Genomic DNA, 18,804 nt, shown 5'->3' on the forward strand with positions numbered 1-18,804 from the left:
GACCGGTCCGTGACGCACTCGTCGCCGAGTCACCGGCCGGTGACTCGGCGACGAGGCAGCCACCCCGTGGCAGGGGTCATCGCGGGATCGCCGCGTGATGATCAGCTATCGGTCAACTCGCCGGCCTCCCGGTACGACTTCTCCGCCACGTGGATGAAGTAGTCGGGATCGGCCTCGGCGTATGTTTCCTGGAAATCGCCGAAGGTGTCGATCTGCTGGAATCCCACGTCCCGCATCAAACCGCGCAGATAATTCTTCCGCAGCGGGTACATGTTCAGGAAGTACTCGCTGTTGTCCGGGAACGTGTACTTGTATCGTGCCAACCCGTCGTCGACGTGGTCCGGCACGGCCGAAACCTGCTCGCCGCAGTAGTAGTAGGTGCGGTTGCTGCCGGAACCATTGTCCAGGACAGCATCGTAATTGCGCTGATCGATGATCAGAACACCGTCGTGGGAGAGCATCGCGTAGAACTCGGCCAGCGCCTTGCGTCGATCGTGCTCGGCGAACAGGTGGGTGAACGAATTGCCGAGGCAGATGATCGCGTCGAATTCACCGTGCACGTCACGATTGAGCCAGCGCCAGTCGGCGTTGACCACGCGCAGGACGTGACCACCGTAGTCGATCCCGTTCTGGAACGCCTTCGCCAGCATCTGGGGACTACCGTCCGCGCTGACCGTGTCGAACCCTTCCTCCACCAGGCGAACCGAGTGGAATCCGGTTCCGGTTGCCGCGTCGAGCACGGTCTGCACACCGCGCGACTTGAGCTGGTCGATGAAGAAGCGACCTTCGCTCTCGGTGCGCTTCTTCCAGTTGATCAGCTCGTCCCACTTGTCCACCATGCCACCGACGTACTCTTGGGTGTAGTGGTCGGTGTCGCGCACCTCGGTCGGGTTTTCGCCGAATACCTGCTGTTCCAGTTCGATGGAACTGACCGACTCGGCATACCCGTCCACGTGAGGACGCTTGTTCGCGCTCTGGGTCATACTCCGTTTCCTGAACTCGTTTCGACCGCACATCACCATGATGTGCAGCGCAGACCCGACGGAAATGACATGTGATTCCACAAAACCGTCGGCGCATATGGATGCCCGGCATGCTGACACCGCACTCCCGGGAAAAGCGGGAGCCGATATCGTCGGCGTCATTGCCCGGCGCGTTGTCGCCACAGATCTGTGCGCCACTGGTGACGTTAGGGCACGCGGCCCGCGAAGCAAGCAGAAAATCCCTGTGACCCTGTACACACCCGCTTTCGCGGGATTGTCGCCGTGACTTCGCCATACCCGCTGACCAGGCAATTCCGTGGCCACCGGCCCGCTCCGGCACCGCCGACACCGGCAGGTACTCGGCGAACCGGAGGTTCGCGCTGCGACCACTTGTGTCGCGGTGCGAACTCCCGCGCCCTCGACTGCGGTCGGGCTCCTCCGTGGCTCCGCAATGGGCGATGAAGTCGCGCCCGAGACATCGGATCTCGAATAACACCATGTCAAAACGATTCAGAAACCACAGTTCCCCGCCTGGCGGATACCTCCGTCACCGCGACCGGGCACCGGTGCACAGCAGCACTGTAAGCCAGCTCACACTTTTGCCTCAGAGCGGGACCCCTACGATCTGCGTCACACCTGCCAAGCACCCGTGCACGCAAAGCCTCCTCGGGAATGTGCGCGCGAGAAACCGGGCATTGGCGGCGAAAAACGCAAGCAGCAAGGTGAGCAATTCCGACCATGGACAGCAGGGGCGGATTTCGCGGGAGTGGAGGCATCATGCCCAGCAGGGTCCGAAACCGGCACTTGGCGGACAGGATCGTGGAAGCCGACGAAGCGGCACAACTGATCCCCGCAGGAGCCAACGTCGGCATGAGCGGATTCACCGGCGCCGGCTACCCGAAAGAGGTGCCGGGGGCACTGGCCAAGCGCCTGGCGCAGGCCAACGCCCAGGGAGACCCCATGAAGGTCAGCCTGTGGACGGGTGCCTCCACGGCTCCCGAACTCGACGGGGCACTCGCGGAAGCCGAGGGGATCGAGTTACGACTGCCCTACCAGTCCGATCCGGTCAGCCGCGAGAAGATCAACTCCGGCCGGATGGATTACATCGACATCCACCTCTCGCACGTGGCGCAGCGGGTCCGGCAGGGATTCCTCGGGCCGCTGGATGTCGCCGTGATCGAGGTCAGCGGGGTCACCGAGGACGGCAAGCTGATTCCCTCCTCCTCGATCGGCAACAACAAGACCTGGATCGAGCAGGCCGACCGGGTGATCCTCGAGGTCAACTCCTGGCAGAGCGAGCAGCTCGAGGGCATGCACGACATCTACAACGGCACCGCGCTGCCGCCGAACCGGCAGCCGCTCCCGCTGACCGGTCCCGGCGACCGTATCGGCGCACCGTACCTGGAGTGCCCGGCCGAGAAGATCGCCGCCGTGGTCGAGACCGAGGCACCCGACCGCAACACCGTGTTCAAGGAACCGGACGCGGTCTCGCGCGACATCGCCGAGCACGTACTGGACTTTTTCACCTCGGAGGTGCGGTGCGGGCGGCTCCCGCAGAGCCTGCTACCACTGCAATCCGGGGTGGGCAATGTCGCCAACGCCGTGCTCGCCGGTCTCCGGGAGGGCCCCTTCTCCGGGCTCACCGCCTATACCGAGGTCATCCAGGACGGGATGCTGGACCTGATCGACTCGGGCACACTGCGCATGGCCTCGGCGACCGCGTTCTCGCTGAGCCCCGCCGCGGTTGACCGGTTCAACAAGCACGCGGGCACCTACCGGAACCGAATCCTGCTGCGCCCCCAGGAGATCAGCAACCATCCCGAGGTGGTGCGCCGCCTGGGTTGCCTGGCGATGAACGGTGCCGTGGAAGCCGACATCTACGGCAACATCAACTCCACGCACATGATGGGCAGCAGAATCCAGAACGGCATCGGCGGCTCGGGAGACTTCGCCCGCAACGCCTACACCTCGATCTTCATCACACCGTCCCAAGCCAAGAACGGCGCCATCTCGGCCATCGTGCCCATGGTCTCGCACGTGGACCACACCGAGCACGACGTCGACGTCATCGTCACCGAACAAGGTGCGGCGGATCTACGTGGCCTGGCACCGAGACAGCGGGCCAGGAAGATCATCGAGCACTGCGCACACCCGGACTTCCGACCCGCACTGCGGGACTACTACGAACGGTCACTGCACGCCACCCAGGGTGGCCAAACCCCGCACCTACTCGACGAATCCCTGTCCTGGCACCGGAAATACCTGCAGGAAGGCACCATGCGCACATGAGCCACCGGAATCGACCGATGGCTCGATGGATTCGGCCGTTCGGTGTCCGCACCGAGGGCCGGATCCATCCGCTCGGCGCGGCTCAGTTCCGACGTACCACCCAGGGACTTCTCCGCCAGGGGCGAGGACGGAGAATCGGCTCTCCCGCCTTCTCGTTCCGTTCCACGATCAGGTAGTCGTGGTGCTCCTCGACCACGGGTTCGATCTCGGGAGTCTGGTGCCCGCTGACCACCGCGAACCAGCGGGAATGGCTGCGCAGGTGCCGGTAGTCGTCGACGCTCATCGTGATCTCGGTGGTGCAGTTGGAAGTGGAACACTCGCACCTGAACTGCGCGATGCCCTCGGGTTCGCCGTTGGCCGACGAGCGCTGCCGGAGGCGTTCGCTGAGGCGGGAGAACACGGCCTCGTTCTCGGCCAGGCGTCGCGCGCGGCGGCGATTCATCTGTGCTCCGGCACGAACCTGTCCGTAGTTGAGCAACGAGACGAGGAGCACACCGCCGATGATGTTGCCTGCAGTGGCCGCACCCAGCCACATCACGTACGTCCCGAGCGAGGTGGCGCCGGCGAGGGTGGCGGCCAGGATGTAGCCGCTGGAGGCGATGCAGTGAGCCAATCCCAGCAAGCCCACCGGAAAGGTGATCAGCCAGATCACGGCGATCTGCCCGATCGTGCTCTGGGCACTGGTGACCAGCCACGACATCAAAGCGATCAGCAATCCCCCGAGAATGCCGCTGGTGAACACGCTCACCAGCGGTTGATCCACGGCCTTGACGCCCAACTGCACCAATTCGGCCACCACCGCGGGTTGCAGCGCGCCGGTGACGGTCGCCAGCGCCGCGAAGGTCAGCGCACCGAGCACGTTGGCTGCGAACACGACCACCCACAGTCGCAACGTGGCAGGCAGGTGGCGACGCTCTTCGAGGATGAGCACGACGGGAAACAGGGTGTTCTCGGTGAACAGTTGAGCCCGTCCGATGACCACTGCGATGAATCCCAGCGGATAGAGCAGCTCGGCGATGAACTCGCCTCCGTCACCGGGCAGGGCGGCGAGTGTTCCGGACACTCCCAGCCCGGTGAGCCCCATGAACAGACCGGCGGCAAGCCCGGAGAAACCGAGGGCGCTGGCCGTGCGGTTCAGTTCGGAACGAGCGTCGTCAAGGACCCGCTCGTAGATCTCGCGCGCGGTCAACCGCCCCGACTCAGTTGCCATCGGTGTTCCTCAAGTCTTCCGAGATGTCGACATGCCGTATCCGTGCACACCGCCAGGGCTTTCAGTAACAAGGAAACACCCGTGCCGACCTTCACCTTCCCGATCACCCCGAGCCAGCTCGACGCCGGACGGCGCCGACCTTCGGCCTGTTCGGCTTCTCGTGGGTCATCGTTTACTTTCCGGCGGCACGAAAAGATCCCCCACGCTGCTCATGTAGGGGATCTTCGTGTGTGTCCTTCGCTGCAGGAACACCCTGTATTGATGTTGTGGAGCTGCGGGGAATCGAACCCCGGACCTTCTCGATGCGAACGAGACGCGCTACCAACTGCGCTACAGCCCCTTGCCGAGTGCGGGACCAGCTTAGCAAGCCCCGAAAGCACCCGACGACACCCCCCTCGGTTCGGCCCTCCTACTCGCCCACGGCGCGGCGATACGGCTCCCAGGTTCGTTCGTCCAACTCGTCGAACATCGGATCCTCGTCATCGATGTCGAGGGCGACCGCGTGGGACGAGTACGCAGGTGGAACCTCACGGGAGGCACCGTGGCCGTACTTCCCACCGGGCTCGTCGGCGTGCCCGCCCTCACCAACCCCGTCATAGGACTCCGGGTCCTCGTACTCGTCGAACTCCGGGTCGGCCTCGCCCGAGAGACGAGCCAGCCTGCGCGCTCGGACATCCTCCTCGATCCGAACCTGCCTGCGTAGGTAGGTCAGATATCCGACGAGCGCGACATCGACGAGCGCGTGGAACCACCAGGCGACCGACCAGACCAGCGCGGCGAGCACCGCCGTGGCCACCGCCGTCAGCAGCATGCCGAACACGATTCGCTGCCTACGGGCGTAGATGGCCCGCGCGGCGAGCGCTGCGGCCTCCGGATCGAAACCACCCCGGCCCGGGCGGTATCGACGCCCCGCACGGGCGTCATCGCTGTAGACCCGACGCCACTGGCCGTTTTCGGTGTACTCGTCCCCCGCATCGATCTCCGCGTCGACCTCCGGGTCGACCTCCGGGTCGACGTCGGTCATCTCGCCCTCGTCCATGTCATCCCGGTCGGTGTCAGGCATTGCGAACGCCTCCTTGACCCTTGTGGTTCTCGCTCTACCGGACGCCGCCGGACGCCGGCCGCCACCTCGACGCACCACGCGCGCCGCCAGCGCGGAATCGGTGGTGTGCGCGACCTCCTGGCGGCGGCGGGCGAACATCGGCACGAGGACGACCAGCCAGGCCACCGCCAGCGCAACAAAGATCAACGAGCTGAGCACGCCTCGCCACCTCCCCCTGGCCAACGGCAGCACACACCTGCGATCACCACGCTAGCCACATCGATCATGCCTGTCTTGGAGCCACGCCGAACCCATGACGTTCCGCGTCGCGGTGAAAATACTGCGTTCGCAGCAATCGGATCCGCCATTCGCCGGTTGCAGCGGTCACCACCTGGCCGGCTGCTGCCCGGCAGGCCGGTCCACCCGAACCGACTCAGGGTCGACTGGTGCGCCCCGCACGGACCAGCACCGAGACCGCACCTTCCGGAACGTCCTCCGTCGTCAGCCCGTAGACGTAGTGATCGCGCCACGCCCCCGCCACGTCGAGGTACCGCTCGAAGAGACCCTCCCGGCGAAAACCCGCCTTCTCCAGGACCCGAATGCTGGCGATGTTCTCCGGCCGGACCGTGGCTTCCAAACGATGCAGCCCGGCCGGACCGAAGGCATGATCGACGGCGAGGGCGACCGCCGCCGTGGCGGTTCCGCCGCCTGCCACGTGCTCGGTGACCCAGTAACCGATCCAGGCCGAGCGCAGCGCCCCGCGCACGATGTTGCCGACGGTGATCTGACCGGCGAAACGCCCGTCGACGGTGATGACGAACGGCAGGGCCTGCCCACTCCGGCCCAGACTGCGCAGCGCGTTCCACTGGCCGGGCCAGGCGAGCACCGAATTGCGTTCCTGCCAGTCGCCGACGGGGGTCGGCTCCCACCGTTGCAGGTATCCTCGATCACGCAGCCGGGTGCTGCTCCATGCCGAGCCGTCCCGCAACCGGGGAGGACGCAATGCGACCTCGCCCGCCACGACCACAAGAGGTCCCAACTCGGCAGGCCAGCCCGGGTGACGCCCGCCTGCGTCCGAGGGCAGCACATCCATAGGTTCACCGCACCCGTTCGTCGTTCCTGCCGTTTACGGCGCACCGCTCACACCCGCTGGGACAGGAAGCTGATCGGGACGCTCTCTCCCTCGGCGACCTCGGTGACCTCCTCGTCGATGATCATCAGGCAGTTCGCCTCAGCCAACGAGGCGAGCAGGTGGGTCCCCGAAGTACCGACCGGCTGAACGAGGTAGGTCTCGTTGTTCGGATCACGCAGAAGTTGGCCGCGCAGGAAGGTACGGCGTCCGTGCGGAGCACTGACCGGAGACAGCAGCTCGGCCGAAATCCTCCGCCGATGCGGATTGGGCTTGCCCAGCGCAGCGCGGATCAGCGGCCGCACCAGCACTTCGAACACCACCAGCGCACTCACCGGATTGCCGGGCAGCACGAAGGTCGGAACCTCATCCGGTCCCAGGCGCCCCATCCCCTGCACCGATCCGGGGTGCATCGCCACTCGGGCCATGTCGAGATCACCGAGCTCGGCCAAGGCCGCACGGACGTCGGCACCGTCCGACCCGCCCACGCCACCGGCGATCACCACGATCTCGGACAGCAGCAGCCGCCCCTCCACCACCTCGCGCAGCCGTTTCGCATCGGTGCTGACGATGCCGACCCGCGTCACGTCCGCACCGGCATCTCTCGCCGCGGCGGCCAGTGCGTAGGAATTGACGTCGACGACCTGGCCCTGACCAGGTGTGCGGTCGATGTCGACCAGCTCATCACCGACCGAGATCAGCGAGACCCTCGGCCGTGGGTGCACCAGCACCTTGCTGCGGCCGACGGCCGCGAGCAGCCCCACCTGAGCCGCTCCGATGGAGGAGCTCCGGCGCACGGCCACATCGCCTGCCTGCACGTCCTCTCCCGTGCGGCGGACGAACGCCGCCGACGGCACCGCCTGACGCACCGTGACCTTGGCCGGATGCCGGTCGGTATGGTCCAGCGGCACCACCGCGTCGGCCAGGGTGGGCATCGGTGCACCGGTGACCACATGCACCGCCTGACCGGGTTGCAGACGACGCGGTTGCCGCGACCCAGACGGGATCTCGCCCACCACGGGAAGCACGGCAGGCTCCTCGGCCGCGTGCTGAACGTCGACGCTGCGCACCGCATAGCCGTCCACGGCCGCTTGATCGAATCCGGGCAATGCCCGCTCGGCGACGACCTCCTCCGCGCACAGCATCCCCTGCGCTTCGGAGATCGCCACACGAACCGGCGAGGGCCGCACCGCGGCCCCGAGAACGCGTGCGAGCTGCTCGTCCACTGACCTCATGGCTGTCGACCTCTTCCGGCGCACACCGGACCGTGACCGTGCGAAAACCAGCGTGGCTTCACCGCTCGTTCAACCGCCGGCTCAGCCAGTCCCGCAGGCCCGGCCCGTACTCGGGATTCTCCAGCGCGAAGTCCACCGCAGCTTTCAGGAAATCGCCAGGATTTCCCAGGTCGTGTCGCCCACCTCGATGTACCACGACATGCACCGGATGTCCTTCGGAGATCAGCAACGCTACGGCATCGGTGAGCTGCAGCTCGCCTCCGGCACCCGGTTCGATCCGCTGCAACGCCTCGAACACCACCCGATCGAGCAAGTAGCGACCGGCGGCGGCCAGGTTCGACGGCGCGTCCTCCGGAGCGGGCTTCTCGACCATTCCGTGCACCGTTTTGACGTCGTCTTCATCGGTGTCGGTGACCCGGAAGATGCCGTAGGACCGTGTCTGTTCGGGGGGCACATCGAACGCGCACAGCACACTGCCGCCATGCCGGGCACGGATCTCGGCCATCCGCGTCAGCACTCCGGCCTCCTCCCCGGTGGGAAAGACCAGATCGTCCGGCAGCAGGACGGCGACGGCCTCCTCGGAGCCGGCCAGGTTCGGTTCGGCGCACCCCACGGCATGGCCCAGTCCCAACGCTTGTTCCTGCAACGCGGTCTCGGCGGAGAGCAGGTTCGGTCCTCGCCGCACCTTGTTCAGCAGCTCGTCCTTACCGCGCTCCGCCAAGGTCTTTTCCAGATCGGGCTGGGGACGGAAGTACTCGGTCACAGCCTGCTTGTCCGGGGAGGTGACGATGACGAGCCGGTCGGCTCCCGCCTCGGCCGCTTCGGCGGCCACGAGTTCGATGCCCGGGGTGTCGACGACAGGAAGCAGCTCCTTGGGCACCGCCTTGGTCGTCGGCAGAAATCGAGTGCCCAGGCCGGCGGCGGGCACAATGGCGGTCCGAAATGCGGCGGGGTACGTACCCCGTGGCGTCCTTGTCGGGCTACTCATGGCCGCGAGCTTAGCGACGTTGGCTATCGTTCGTCGCTGTGACGCTTTCGCCCGAAGAAGTGACCCGCAAGAAGCAGTGGCGTACCCGCCTGCTGGCCGAGCGCACGGAGAAGACGGAAGGGACGCGCTCGGCCGAGGCGGCGGCATTACGCACATCGATACTGGAGCACATCGGCGGCAGCTCCCCGTCCGGCAGCAGCCCGGCAGGCCGTGCTCCGGGAGACAGCGCTCCGGGAAACAGCGCTCCCGTCACCGTGTGCGCCTACGTTCCGATCGGCTCCGAACCGGGCTCACCGGACCTGCTCGACGGTCTCCGCGAGTACGGTTGCCGCGTCCTCCTGCCGATCGTGGTCGGTGCGGAACCGCTGGAGTGGGCCGAGTACACCGGTCCGGAGTCGCTGCGCTCCGCCCGGTACGGGCTGCTGGAGCCCGCGGGCACGCACCTCGGTCAAACAGCACTCGGAGACGCCGACGTCGTTCTCGTTCCCGCGCTCGCGGTGGATCGCAACGGAACCCGGCTCGGACGGGGCGGAGGGCACTACGATCGTTCACTGCCGCTGGCGGACTCGCGGGCGCAACTGATCGCCGTGGTCAGCGATCACGAGTTCGTCGACCACCTGCCCGGGGAGGCCCATGACGTGCGGATGAGCGCCGTGCTGACCCCGGAGCGGGGGGTTGTGCCGCTTCCGTTGTGACACACACCTGTTTGCGCTGGCCACCTGATGTAACGCATTATTGTATTGGCACTCGTATGGCGTGAGTGCCAACCGTCAGTGCCACTAGCTGCAGTACGGATGACTGCACTACGAGTGCCCACGTGATCTCCGGAGGTTGAGGGCCGTGCCCACCTACCAGTATGCCTGCACCGAATGCGGGCACAACTTCGAGACGGTGCAGTCCTTCAAGGAGGACTCCCTGACCGAGTGCCCGCAGTGCACCGGACTGCTGCGCAAGCTGTTCTCCGCGGTCGGCATCGTGTTCAAGGGCAGCGGCTTCTACCGCACCGACAGCCGTTCCGGCTCCACCTCCAGCGAGTCGAGCTCGCCGAATTCCTCCGGTGATTCGGCAGGCGATTCCCCGAGCTCCGCGAGCTCCTCGAACGACTCGGGCGGTTCAGGCTCCGGTTCCTCGTCCGCCGACTCGTCGAGTTCCGGTTCCTCGTCGACCGGATCCTCGTCGACCGGTTCCTCGTCGGCCGGTTCGTCCGGCTCGCAGACAACGGCAGCCGCCGCGTCCTGACCGGTGCGGCCCCGGGGCCGTCGACCCCGAGGCCATCGGCCGGATGACCGCAGCCGGTTGTCCCCAGGATGCGGAGTTGTCCACAGATGTCTCAGTGGACTCCCGTAATCCGGGTAACCCCGCCTTACCTTCGAATCCGGATCAACACCGGAGGAGGCGGGAGACCTCATGTCGCACAAGACGCCGCAGTCGCACAACACCGGGAACGGACTCCGGCTCGACGTGACCGTGCGGGACCGGCTGCGGGGAATCCTGCACAGCCGTCACGGCGTCCGCATGTCGCTCCTTCGCCGAGTGGCAGCGGTCGCCCTCATCCTGGTTGCCGGTGTCCTGGCACTGCGTCCACATCCCGGCTCCGCTGCGGCCGAGACGTCGGTACTGGTCGCGGCACGCGACCTCGCAGCGGGCACGGCGCTGGCTCCCGACGATGTCCGGGTGCGGACGGTTCCGAAGACTCTCGTTCCTGCCGGAACCCTGCGCGACACCGAGTCCATCAGGGGACGGGTACTGGCCGGCGCGATGCGCCGTGGCGGGATTCTGACCGATCTCCGTCTCGTGGGGAAGTCGTTGACCAGGGTGACGACCGGGAGCGACGACCACGCCGCCGTGGCGATCCGACCGGCCGATCCCGCCGTGGCCGAGCTGCTTCACGCGGGACGCGAGGTGGACGTCATCGCCGCTGCCACGCGCCCGGGCGAACCCGAGGTCCTGGCCGAACGGGTGCCGGTGCTTGCGGTGCACTCCACCGGGAGCGGCCGTGGCGGGGCACATCTCGATGATCGGGAACAGCTGGTCGTGGTGGGGCTTCCGCAGAAGCGGGCCGCTGCGGTTGCCTCGGCCACACTCACCCGGTCGGTGACCGTGACCCTGCGCTGACGCGGCGCCGACCCGGCACACCGGCAGGGGCAGCAGTACCGCCACACGCCGGGCTCACTGCTTCAGGAGCCGTGATGCGGCGGACGGTTCTCGTGGTACCAGCGTTCCGATTCGCTTTCCCCGTTCTCGCCCACAACACGGTCGTCCGAGGTGGTCTCCGGGAGAATGTCTCCGAAGACCTCGGTGAGCTTGCGCGCACGGTGGTGGCCGGTGTTGTCGGGACTGCTCCCGTGTTGATTACCGTCTCGACGATCCGTCACGAGCACCATTGTCCTCGAAAGGCGCGGGCAGCAGCGGAACACCTTGCTCCACCCGCCGGTGCAGGGAGCGGGGCACCGGCCACGGGATGCTCACGAATGCCGCACGCTCCCCTCACCGGGAAACGGATCAGGCCGATTCCAGCCCCGAGAGCTGCTCGATCACATGTGTCACCAGCGGAGTCAACGTCGCCATGCCATCGCGAATAGCCGCTCGGGATCCGGCGAGGTTCACCACCAGAGTGCTGCCGGACACCCCCACGAGCCCCCGGGAAACACCGGCGTCCACCGCCCCGGCTGCCAGCCCGGAGGCCCGCAGCGCCTCGGCGATACCCGGAATCGGCCGGTCGAGAACGCCCGACGTCGCATCCGGAGTGACATCGCGCGGGGACACGCCGGTACCGCCCACCGTGATCACCACGTCGACGCCGCCGATGACCGCCGTGTTCAACGCGTTGCGGATATCGACCGTCTCACCGGCCACCGCGACGGTACCATCGACGATGAATCCGGCTTCCTCCAGTAGCTCGGTCACCAGCGGACCGGTGCTGTCCTCCTGTTCACCCTGCGCGGCCCTGTCGTCCACGACGACCACGAGAGCCCGTCCCAACCGCTGCGCGCTGCGTTCCATGCCGGTTACCGTAGTCGTCTGCGTCTCGTCGGTCAGATCCAGTGAGTCGGAGGGATCGTCGCCACCCCTGGTGGGGTGGGAGATCACACTGCCTGGTCCATTCGCCATGCTCTCGGTTTCTTCCTGTCCTCGGGCTGTGGACTGGGATCATTCCCGACCGGGCGCGGAGAGCGCGTCCGGCCAGGATGGTCGCACATGCCGGGCCGCCTGCGATCATCGCTAGCCTTACTTGCCGGTCAGGGTGACCTGGGTGGTGCGTTTGTTGCCGCCGTTGCCATCGGTCAACGTCAACGTCACCCGATCACCCGGCGCGTGGGAACGAATCGCCGCGATCAACTCGTCGGCACTGGTGATCACCCGGTTGTTGACCTTGGTGATGACGTCCCCGGCACGGACACCGCCCTGCTCCGCCGGGCTACCGGGATCGACCTTGACCACGCGAGCGCCGGAAATGCCGTCCGCAGGGGTGATCCGCACACCCAACGTGGTCTGTTCGGCCGATCCGGTCTCGATCAGTTGCCGGCCGATGCGTCGCGCGTGATCGATCGGGATCGCGAAGCCCAGTCCGACCGAGCCCGCACTGCCCCGTCCGGAGCTGGGGCTGTAGATCGCCGAGTTGATGCCGACCACACGGCCGTTCATGTTCACCAGCGGGCCACCCGAGTTGCCCGGGTTGATGGCGGCGTCGGTCTGCAGAGCATTGATCACAGTGGACTGGCTACCCTGGCTTCCGCCTGCCCGCACCGGGCGGTTCTTGGCGCTGATGATGCCGCTGGTGACGGTGCCGGACAGTCCGAAGGGCGAGCCGATGGCCACCACCGATGCCCCTACCTCCAGATTGCCCGATCGACCGAGTTCGGCGGGGTTGAGGCCGGTCGCATCGATCTTGAGCACCGCCAGATCGGACTTCGGGGCCGTACCGACGACCTCGGCGGACAGCACCCTGCGGTCGTTGAGCCGCACGGCGATCCGGCCTTGTTGGCCACCCTGCACCACGTGGTTGTTGGTGAGGATGTAGCCGTCCTGGCTGATGATGATGCCCGAGCCGGAACCCTGCCCCTGCATGGTCTGCACCTGGATCTGGACCACGCTCGGCAGCACCTTGTCGGCGACCGCCTGGACGGATCCTGCCGGGGCATCGGAGGTGTTGCTGGCCGGTGGCGGCGCGTCGAGCGCGGTCACGGCGGAGTTGCCCGAGCCCGAACCACCGAGCTGGTTCCAGGCGAAGCTACCGACACCACCGCCGATCAGGCCTGCCACCAGCGCCAGGGTGGTCACCCCCGCGACAAGCCTGCCCTTTCCGCCGCGCCCGCTTCGGGGCAGCGTCTGCGTTGCGTTCGCCGGCTGTGGGTATCCGCCCTGACCCTGCTGCCACCCCTGGCCGTACTGCCCCGGAGGAAACGGTCCTTGAGCAGGCTGCTCCTGGCCGTACTGGCCCGGGGAATACTGCTGCTGTCCATAGTGGACCTGGGCGTACGGCGAGCCCGAGGCATACGGCTGACCCTGCGGGTACTGCTGGGCCGTGTGCGGATACTGCGCCGGGTGCTGTTCCGGCGTTGCCTGCAGGTCCGACTGCTGCTCCGCAGCGGCGGAGGGTTGTTGTTCCGTCGACTGGGAATACTCCCCGGCAGAGGGCATGTCACCGGGCGTGCCCTGCTGCGGAGCACTCTCTGCCTGCTGATCGGAATCCCTCGGCGTGTCTCCGGAGGGCCCTGGGGTGTTTTCCGTCATGGCTCCACTCTGCGTCATGGGTCTGAGAGCCGCCTGAGATCAGGCTGTGGAGAAAAAGTTCCATCGAACGATCCAGATATGACTCACCGTAATGATACCTACCCTCAGCGGGTGGGTGATCAGATCGCCCGGAGTCGCTCGGCGATCCGCTCCGGAGTCACGTCGTTGATCCACACTCCCATACCGGACTCGGAACCGGCCAGGTATTTGAGCTTGTCCGAGGCCCGCAGCACCGAGAACACCTCGAGATGCAGCCAGGACAGCTCCCGGCCCGTGCGGACCGGTGCCTGGTACCAGGCGGCGATGTAGGGCAGCGGGCGATCGTAGAGCCCATCGAGGCGGCGCAGGACCTCCAGGTACGTGGCCGCGAAGTCATCGCGTTCGGCATCGGTCAACGCCGGGATGTCCGGGACCTGCCGATGCGGCAGCAGATGCACCTCCACGGGCCACCGTGCCGCGGCGGGAACGAACGCCGTCCAGTACTCGGAGTCCACGAGCACCCGATCGCCCGCGGCGCGCTCGGCAGCGAGCACATCTCCGAGCAGGTGCCTGCCGTGCTCGGCTCGGTAGTCCTCCGCCACCCGCAGCATTCGCTCGGTTTTGGGGGTGACGAACGGATAGCCGTAGATCTGCCCGTGCGGATGGTGCAGCGTGACACCGATCTCCTCGCCCCGGTTCTCGAAACAGAAGACCTGTTCGACTCCGGGCGTCTCGGAAAGCGCGGAGGTGCGGTCGGCCCAGGCGTCCACGACCGTGCGCACCCGGCTGTGACCGAGTCTGCCGAACGAGGTGTGGTGCTCCGAAGTGAAGCACATCACCTCGCACCGGCCCTGCGCGGGCGCCGACGGGACCAGGCCCGTCCCGTCCACGGTCCCGGCCCCTCCCTCGATCCCCCCGGAAAACGACGGGAACCGGTTCTCGAACACGACCACGTCGTAGTCGGACTCCGGTATCTCGCTGAGTCGTCCCGGGCTGCTCGGGCACAGCGGGCACAGATCAGCAGGGGGCTTGTAGGTCCGGGACTGGCGGTGAGCGGCCATCGCCACCCACTCACCGGTGAGCGGATCCCGCCGCATCTCCGAGGCGGGAGCCTGCTCCGGCAGATCACGAGCGTCCTCGGCCACCCGCGGCGGGGCGTGCGGATCGGTGTCGAAGTAGATGATCTCCCGGCCATCGGCCAGGTTCCGCGCAGTACGTCTCACAGTTCACTTTCCTGTTCCGACACGGCCTCTCCGGAACCGGGAGCTTCGGCGATGGTCAATTCGGCTACCTGTTCGCCCAGGACACGGCGGGCTTCCTCGGGCAACCCGTCATCGCTGATCAGCACATCGGCCTCGTCCAACCCGACGATGGTGGAAATCCCCACCGTGGACCACTTGGCGTGATCGGCGATCACGACCAGCCGGTTCGCCGCCTCGGCCAGTGCCCGGTTGGTCTCGCTCTCGTTGAGATTCGGGGTGGTGAATCCCGCCCGAGGGGCCATGCCGTGCACCCCGAGAAACACCACGTCCAGGTGCAGCGAGCGCAGGGTCCGCACCGCGACAGGTCCGACCAGCGCGTCCGAGGGGGTGCGCACTCCTCCGGTCAGGACCACGGTGCGATCGGTGCGGCCACGCTGCTGAAGCATGTCGGCAACCCGGATCGAGTTGGTCACCACGGTCAGGTCGGCCACGTCATCGAGATGCCGGGCGAGCGTCCAGGTCGTGGTTCCCGCCGACAGGCCGATGGCGGTGCCGGGCCGCACCATCCCGGCGGCCAGTCGCGCGATCGCCTCCTTCTCGGCCGGTTGACGCATCGACTTCGCCTCGAAACCCGGCTCGTCGGTGCTGCGTCCCACCATCGACGTGGCACCGCCGTAGACCTTCTCCACCAGGCCACGACCGGCCAGCGCGTCGAGGTCGCGGCGGATGGTCATGTCCGAGACACCGAGTCGCAGGACCAGGTCACTGACCTGGACGGCGCCGGTTCGGCGCACCTCCTCCAGGATCACTTCCTGACGCTGACGTGCGAGCACTCCACTCATCCCGTCCGAATCCGTCGCCTATCGATCCGTCGTCTATTGGCATCACTACCTGACACAAGTCAACATAAAACAACACTACCCGCTCCCCTCATATGGGGAAATCGAGACATGCTGTGGAAGAGGACACAAACCGTGTTCGCTGATGTTGTCTTTCAGGTGTCAAGTTCCGATCCCGGCCTGCCCGGCAGATGCATCCGCAGCAAAGCACCACCTTCGGGAGCCTCACCCGCCCACGCGCTGCCTCCGTGCCGCTCGGCGACCTGCTTGACGATCGCCAGGCCCAGACCGGAACCGGGCAGCATCCGCGACTCCGTGGATCGGTAGAAGCGCTCGAACACGTGCGGCCGGTCCTCCGGTGGGATGCCGGGACCGCTGTCGGCGACCTCCAGTACCGCGAAACCCGAGTCATGCTGCCGTAGCTCGATCCGGACGGTACCGCCTTGCGGACTCCACTTGGCCCCGTTGTCCAGCAGGTTCAGCACAGCCCGCTCCAGTGCGGTCGCGTCCCCCAGCATCGACCACGGCTGCAGTCGCACGTCGAACTCGGCCCCGGCCGCACGACGCCGTGCACGCTCCAGGGCTCGCTCCACCACATCCACCAGTTCCACCGGCTCGTGCACGGCGTTCGGTGCGTCCTCCCTGGCAAGCTCGACGAGGTCACCCACCAATGCGGACAACTCGGTGAGCTGCGCCTGCACATCGGTGAACATTTCATCGCGGTCCTGCTCGGACAACGTCGGCGCACCGGGTCGGTCCGAGGCCATCAGCAACTCCAGGTTGGTGCGCAGCGAGGTCAACGGCGTCCGCAGTTCATGGCCCGCATCGGCGACCAGGCGACGCTGCTGCTCCTGGGACTCGGCCAACGCACCGAGCATCCTGTTGAAGCTCATGGTCAGGCGTGCCAGCTCGTCATCACCACTGACGGGGATCGGCCGGAGTTCACCGGTGCGTGCCACCCGTTCGGTCGCCGCCGTCAGGCGTTGCACCGGACGCAGGGCAGTGCGCCCCACGGCCGTTCCCGCCGCCGCGGCGAGCAGAATCCCGGCGCCGCCGATGACGACCAGCACCACGCTGAGCTGAGCAAGTGTCTCCTTGGTCGGCTCCAGGGACTGCGACATCACCAGCGCCGTGTTCTCGGCCGCGGGAATCGCCACCACCCTGCTATTGGTCTCCTCATCGGTACGCAGGGAAAATGGTTGCTGATCCCGCGCGACAGCCAGCTCGGCCGGACCCCACGGTGGCTCCTGGCCCGGACCGGTGATCTCCGTGCCGTCGGCCCGCACCAGGCTGATCTTCAGGTTCGCCGCCGCGTAGAAGGCCGCGGGGACCGACCGCAGGTCCGGCCCGAGCACCCGAGGCCCCGACACGGCCTGACTGGCCCGCTGCATGAGGTTGTTGTCGACCTGCTGGTAGAGGCTGTCGCGCACGGTGACGAACGCCCCCACCGAGACGAGAGCGACCACTCCGGCCACACAGAACGCCGCGAGCAACGTGACACGGTTGCGCAGGGAGACACGCTGCCACCGACGAGTATCGCGCTCCCCGGCCGGAATGCTGATCAGGTCGGGCGGCGGTGGTGCGGGTGTGGTCACGGCGGTGTCTCCCGGAGCACGTAGCCCACTCCGCGGACGGTGTGGATCAGGCGTGTCTCCCCCTCGGCTTCGGTCTTACGCCGCAGGTAACCGATGTAGACCTCCAGGGCATTGCCGGAAGTGGGAAAGTCATACCCCCACACGTCCTCCAGCAGGCGACTGCGGGTCAGTACCTGCTTGGGATGTGCCATGAGCAGTTCCAGCAGGGAGAACTCCGTCCGCGTCAGGCTGATCGCCCGCTCGCCTCTGCGGACTTCCCTGGTTCCCGGGTCCAGCTCCAGGTCCGCGAAACGCAGCGCTTCGGGGCGCTGCTCCCCGACCTCCGGTGGCCCCGTCCTGCGCAGCAGGGCGCGGACGCGCGCCAACAGTTCCTCCAGAGCGAACGGTTTGGGCAGGTAGTCGTCGGCCCCGGCGTCGAGGCCCGCGACCCGGTCGGAAACCGCCTCCCTCGCCGTGAGCACCAGGATCGGAAGGTCGTCGCCGGTGCTGCGCAACCTGCGGGCGACCTCCAAACCATCGACCCTGGGCATCATGACGTCGAGAACCATCGCGTCCGGCCGCTGGTCCACCAGCTGGTCCAGTGCCTGCTGACCATCCGTCGCGAGTTCGACCTGGTAGCCGTTGAACTGCAACGACCGCCGCAAGGACTCTCGCACGGCACGGTCATCGTCGACGACGAGGATGCGCATACGCCCAGTGTTACGCGATGCCCTGAGAACCACCTGAGAGCCGGTCCCCTTCTGGCGGGACGTGAGCAGGCTCGCGTCTGTGCCGGGCCGCTATGACGACCGCGGAAGCACCGGGCAGGATGGTCCGCGATGACTACTGCCGGACGATCACCACGGGGCACTTCCGAAGCACCTTCCACGGATCTCTACGACGTCATGAACCGCCGCCGGGACGTGCGGTCGGAGTTCACCGGCGAGGAGATCGCACCGGACGTTCTGCGGCGCGTGCTGACCGCCGCGCACAGCGCCCCCAGTGTCGGGCTGTCCCAGCCCTGGGATTTCGTGGTCGTGCGCAACGACTCCACTCGTCGTGCCTTCCGCGAGCACGTCCTCGCCGAACGCAGTGTCTTCGCAGCCCAGCTCAGCGGCGAGCGCGCCGAGACATTCTCCAAAATCAAGGTCGAGGGCGTCGTCGAGTCCTCGTTGTGCATCGCCGTGACCTATGACCCGGAGCGCGGTGCCCCGGAGGTGCTCGGACGGCACGCCATCGCCGATGCGGGGCTCTACTCGGTCTGCCTGGCGATCCAGAACCTGTGGCTGGCAGCGACCGCCGAAGGGCTCGGCGTGGGGTGGGTCAGTTTCTACCGGGAGGATTTCCTGCGGCGCCTGCTGGACATCCCCTCCGGCGTCCGCCCGGTCGCCTGGTTGTGTCTCGGCCCCGTGCGTTCACTGGCCGACACGCCCGACCTGGAGCGCCACGGCTGGCGCAAGCGCCTGCAACTCGAGGACGTCGTCCACGACGAGAAGTACCGACACGACTTCAGCCGGTAGTCTGTACCTCGAACAGCACGTGTCCGGCAGGTTACCGAGCGGGTAGCCCAGAACGGGTAGTGCCTGGAGCGGGCTGCCGG

At 66.9% G+C, this 18,804-nt stretch carries 17 protein-coding genes, 1 tRNA gene and 1 pseudogene; 5 read left to right on the top strand and 14 right to left on the bottom strand.

Going from position 1 to position 18,804, the window contains the following annotated elements:
- Positions 1–107: 107 nt before the first annotated feature.
- Positions 108–983: pseudogene (locus JOF55_RS07715) on the bottom strand (glycine/sarcosine N-methyltransferase); the annotation flags it as partial.
- Between the two features lie 777 nt (positions 984–1,760).
- On the opposite strand from JOF55_RS07715, the gene scpC reads away from it, so the two are divergent.
- Positions 1,761–3,272 (top strand): succinyl-CoA:acetate CoA-transferase ScpC, encoded by a 1,512-nt coding sequence (gene scpC, locus JOF55_RS07720; protein WP_310271747.1) that lies wholly within the window; start codon positions 1,761–1,763, stop codon positions 3,270–3,272.
- Between the two features lie 82 nt (positions 3,273–3,354).
- Here scpC and JOF55_RS07725 read toward each other — a convergent pair whose 3' ends face one another.
- The 6 genes from JOF55_RS07725 to JOF55_RS07750 form a co-directional block, all read right to left on the bottom strand.
- The gene (locus tag JOF55_RS07725; RefSeq protein WP_310271750.1) at positions 3,355–4,482 is read right to left on the bottom strand and encodes a formate/nitrite transporter family protein; all 1,128 of its coding nucleotides are present in this window, start codon (positions 4,480–4,482) and stop codon (positions 3,355–3,357) included.
- 267 nt (positions 4,483–4,749) lie between these two features.
- Positions 4,750–4,822: transfer RNA gene (locus JOF55_RS07730), tRNA-Ala, on the bottom strand.
- A gap of 69 nt (positions 4,823–4,891) precedes the next feature.
- Positions 4,892–5,743: a divisome protein SepX/GlpR gene (gene sepX / locus JOF55_RS07735; RefSeq protein ID WP_310271753.1), complete on the bottom strand. Its 852-nt coding sequence runs from the start codon at positions 5,741–5,743 to the stop codon at positions 4,892–4,894.
- 214 nt (positions 5,744–5,957) lie between these two features.
- On the bottom strand, positions 5,958–6,617 hold the full coding sequence (locus JOF55_RS07740; protein ID WP_310271755.1) for a GNAT family N-acetyltransferase: 660 nt from the start codon (positions 6,615–6,617) through the stop codon (positions 5,958–5,960).
- Between the two features lie 47 nt (positions 6,618–6,664).
- Positions 6,665–7,888 (bottom strand): molybdotransferase-like divisome protein Glp, encoded by a 1,224-nt coding sequence (gene glp, locus JOF55_RS07745; RefSeq protein ID WP_310271758.1) that lies wholly within the window; start codon positions 7,886–7,888, stop codon positions 6,665–6,667.
- 58 nt (positions 7,889–7,946) lie between these two features.
- A complete protein-coding gene (locus tag JOF55_RS07750; protein WP_310271760.1) occupies positions 7,947–8,876 on the bottom strand; it encodes a UTP--glucose-1-phosphate uridylyltransferase in 930 nt (309 codons plus the stop codon).
- 38 nt (positions 8,877–8,914) lie between these two features.
- On the opposite strand from JOF55_RS07750, the gene JOF55_RS07755 reads away from it, so the two are divergent.
- The 3 genes from JOF55_RS07755 to JOF55_RS07765 all read left to right on the top strand — a co-directional run bounded on the left by JOF55_RS07755 (position 8,915) and on the right by JOF55_RS07765 (position 10,991).
- A complete protein-coding gene (locus JOF55_RS07755; protein WP_310271764.1) occupies positions 8,915–9,571 on the top strand; it encodes a 5-formyltetrahydrofolate cyclo-ligase in 657 nt (218 codons plus the stop codon).
- 145 nt (positions 9,572–9,716) lie between these two features.
- The gene (locus JOF55_RS07760; RefSeq protein ID WP_310271766.1) at positions 9,717–10,115 is read left to right on the top strand and encodes an FmdB family zinc ribbon protein; all 399 of its coding nucleotides are present in this window, start codon (positions 9,717–9,719) and stop codon (positions 10,113–10,115) included.
- A gap of 168 nt (positions 10,116–10,283) precedes the next feature.
- Entirely contained in the window at positions 10,284–10,991 is a 708-nt protein-coding gene (locus tag JOF55_RS07765; protein WP_310271770.1) for an SAF domain-containing protein, read from the top strand.
- Positions 10,992–11,053: 62 nt separating this feature from the next.
- On the opposite strand, the gene JOF55_RS07770 is transcribed toward JOF55_RS07765, so the two are convergent.
- The 7 genes from JOF55_RS07770 to JOF55_RS07800 all read right to left on the bottom strand — a co-directional run bounded on the left by JOF55_RS07770 (position 11,054) and on the right by JOF55_RS07800 (position 17,914).
- A complete protein-coding gene (locus JOF55_RS07770; RefSeq protein ID WP_310271773.1) occupies positions 11,054–11,251 on the bottom strand; it encodes a hypothetical protein in 198 nt (65 codons plus the stop codon).
- 127 nt (positions 11,252–11,378) lie between these two features.
- Entirely contained in the window at positions 11,379–11,879 is a 501-nt protein-coding gene (locus JOF55_RS07775) for a MogA/MoaB family molybdenum cofactor biosynthesis protein (protein WP_374727419.1), read from the bottom strand.
- Between the two features lie 225 nt (positions 11,880–12,104).
- Positions 12,105–13,610 carry a trypsin-like peptidase domain-containing protein gene (locus JOF55_RS07780; protein WP_310271779.1) on the bottom strand — a complete coding sequence of 502 codons (1,506 nt, stop codon included), beginning with the start codon at positions 13,608–13,610 and terminating at the stop codon, positions 12,105–12,107.
- Positions 13,611–13,729: 119 nt separating this feature from the next.
- Positions 13,730–14,812, bottom strand: coding sequence for a galactose-1-phosphate uridylyltransferase (galT, locus tag JOF55_RS07785; RefSeq protein WP_310271782.1), 1,083 nt, complete (start codon positions 14,810–14,812; stop codon positions 13,730–13,732).
- Positions 14,809–15,624 (bottom strand): DeoR/GlpR family DNA-binding transcription regulator, encoded by an 816-nt coding sequence (locus JOF55_RS07790; RefSeq protein ID WP_374727420.1) that lies wholly within the window; start codon positions 15,622–15,624, stop codon positions 14,809–14,811. The genes galT and JOF55_RS07790 overlap by 4 nt, the downstream gene beginning before the upstream one ends.
- Before the next feature lie 161 nt (positions 15,625–15,785).
- Positions 15,786–17,225 (bottom strand): sensor histidine kinase, encoded by a 1,440-nt coding sequence (locus JOF55_RS07795; RefSeq protein WP_310271788.1) that lies wholly within the window; start codon positions 17,223–17,225, stop codon positions 15,786–15,788.
- Positions 17,222–17,914: a response regulator transcription factor gene (locus JOF55_RS07800; protein WP_310271791.1), complete on the bottom strand. Its 693-nt coding sequence runs from the start codon at positions 17,912–17,914 to the stop codon at positions 17,222–17,224. Before JOF55_RS07800 ends, JOF55_RS07795 begins: the two co-directional genes overlap by 4 nt.
- A 129-nt stretch (positions 17,915–18,043) precedes the next feature.
- On the opposite strand from JOF55_RS07800, the gene bluB reads away from it, so the two are divergent.
- Entirely contained in the window at positions 18,044–18,724 is a 681-nt protein-coding gene (bluB, locus tag JOF55_RS07805) for a 5,6-dimethylbenzimidazole synthase (protein ID WP_310271794.1), read from the top strand.
- The last annotated feature ends 80 nt before the right edge of the window (positions 18,725–18,804 follow it).

Origin of the sequence: Haloactinomyces albus, assembly GCF_031458135.1 — a bacterium.
Classification (GTDB): Bacteria; Actinomycetota; Actinomycetes; order Mycobacteriales; family Pseudonocardiaceae; genus Haloactinomyces; species Haloactinomyces albus.

Bases quoted from the DNA above. Each gene is read 5' to 3' on its own strand.
- JOF55_RS07800 (WP_310271791.1), bottom strand. From the start codon at position 17,914: ATGCGCATCCTCGTCGTCGACGATGACCGTGCCGTGCGAGAGTCCTTG.
- JOF55_RS07780 (WP_310271779.1), bottom strand. From the start codon at position 13,610: ATGACGGAAAACACCCCAGGGCCCTCCGGAGACACGCCGAGGGATTCC.
- JOF55_RS07775 (WP_374727419.1), bottom strand. From the start codon at position 11,879: ATGGAACGCAGCGCGCAGCGGTTGGGACGGGCTCTCGTGGTCGTCGTG.
- JOF55_RS07740 (WP_310271755.1), bottom strand. From the start codon at position 6,617: ATGGATGTGCTGCCCTCGGACGCAGGCGGGCGTCACCCGGGCTGGCCT.
- JOF55_RS07750 (WP_310271760.1), bottom strand. From the start codon at position 8,876: ATGAGTAGCCCGACAAGGACGCCACGGGGTACGTACCCCGCCGCATTT.
- bluB (WP_310271794.1), top strand. From the start codon at position 18,044: ATGACTACTGCCGGACGATCACCACGGGGCACTTCCGAAGCACCTTCC.
- JOF55_RS07725 (WP_310271750.1), bottom strand. From the start codon at position 4,482: ATGGCAACTGAGTCGGGGCGGTTGACCGCGCGCGAGATCTACGAGCGG.
- scpC (WP_310271747.1), top strand. From the start codon at position 1,761: ATGCCCAGCAGGGTCCGAAACCGGCACTTGGCGGACAGGATCGTGGAA.
- glp (WP_310271758.1), bottom strand. From the start codon at position 7,888: ATGAGGTCAGTGGACGAGCAGCTCGCACGCGTTCTCGGGGCCGCGGTG.
- JOF55_RS07765 (WP_310271770.1), top strand. From the start codon at position 10,284: ATGTCGCACAAGACGCCGCAGTCGCACAACACCGGGAACGGACTCCGG.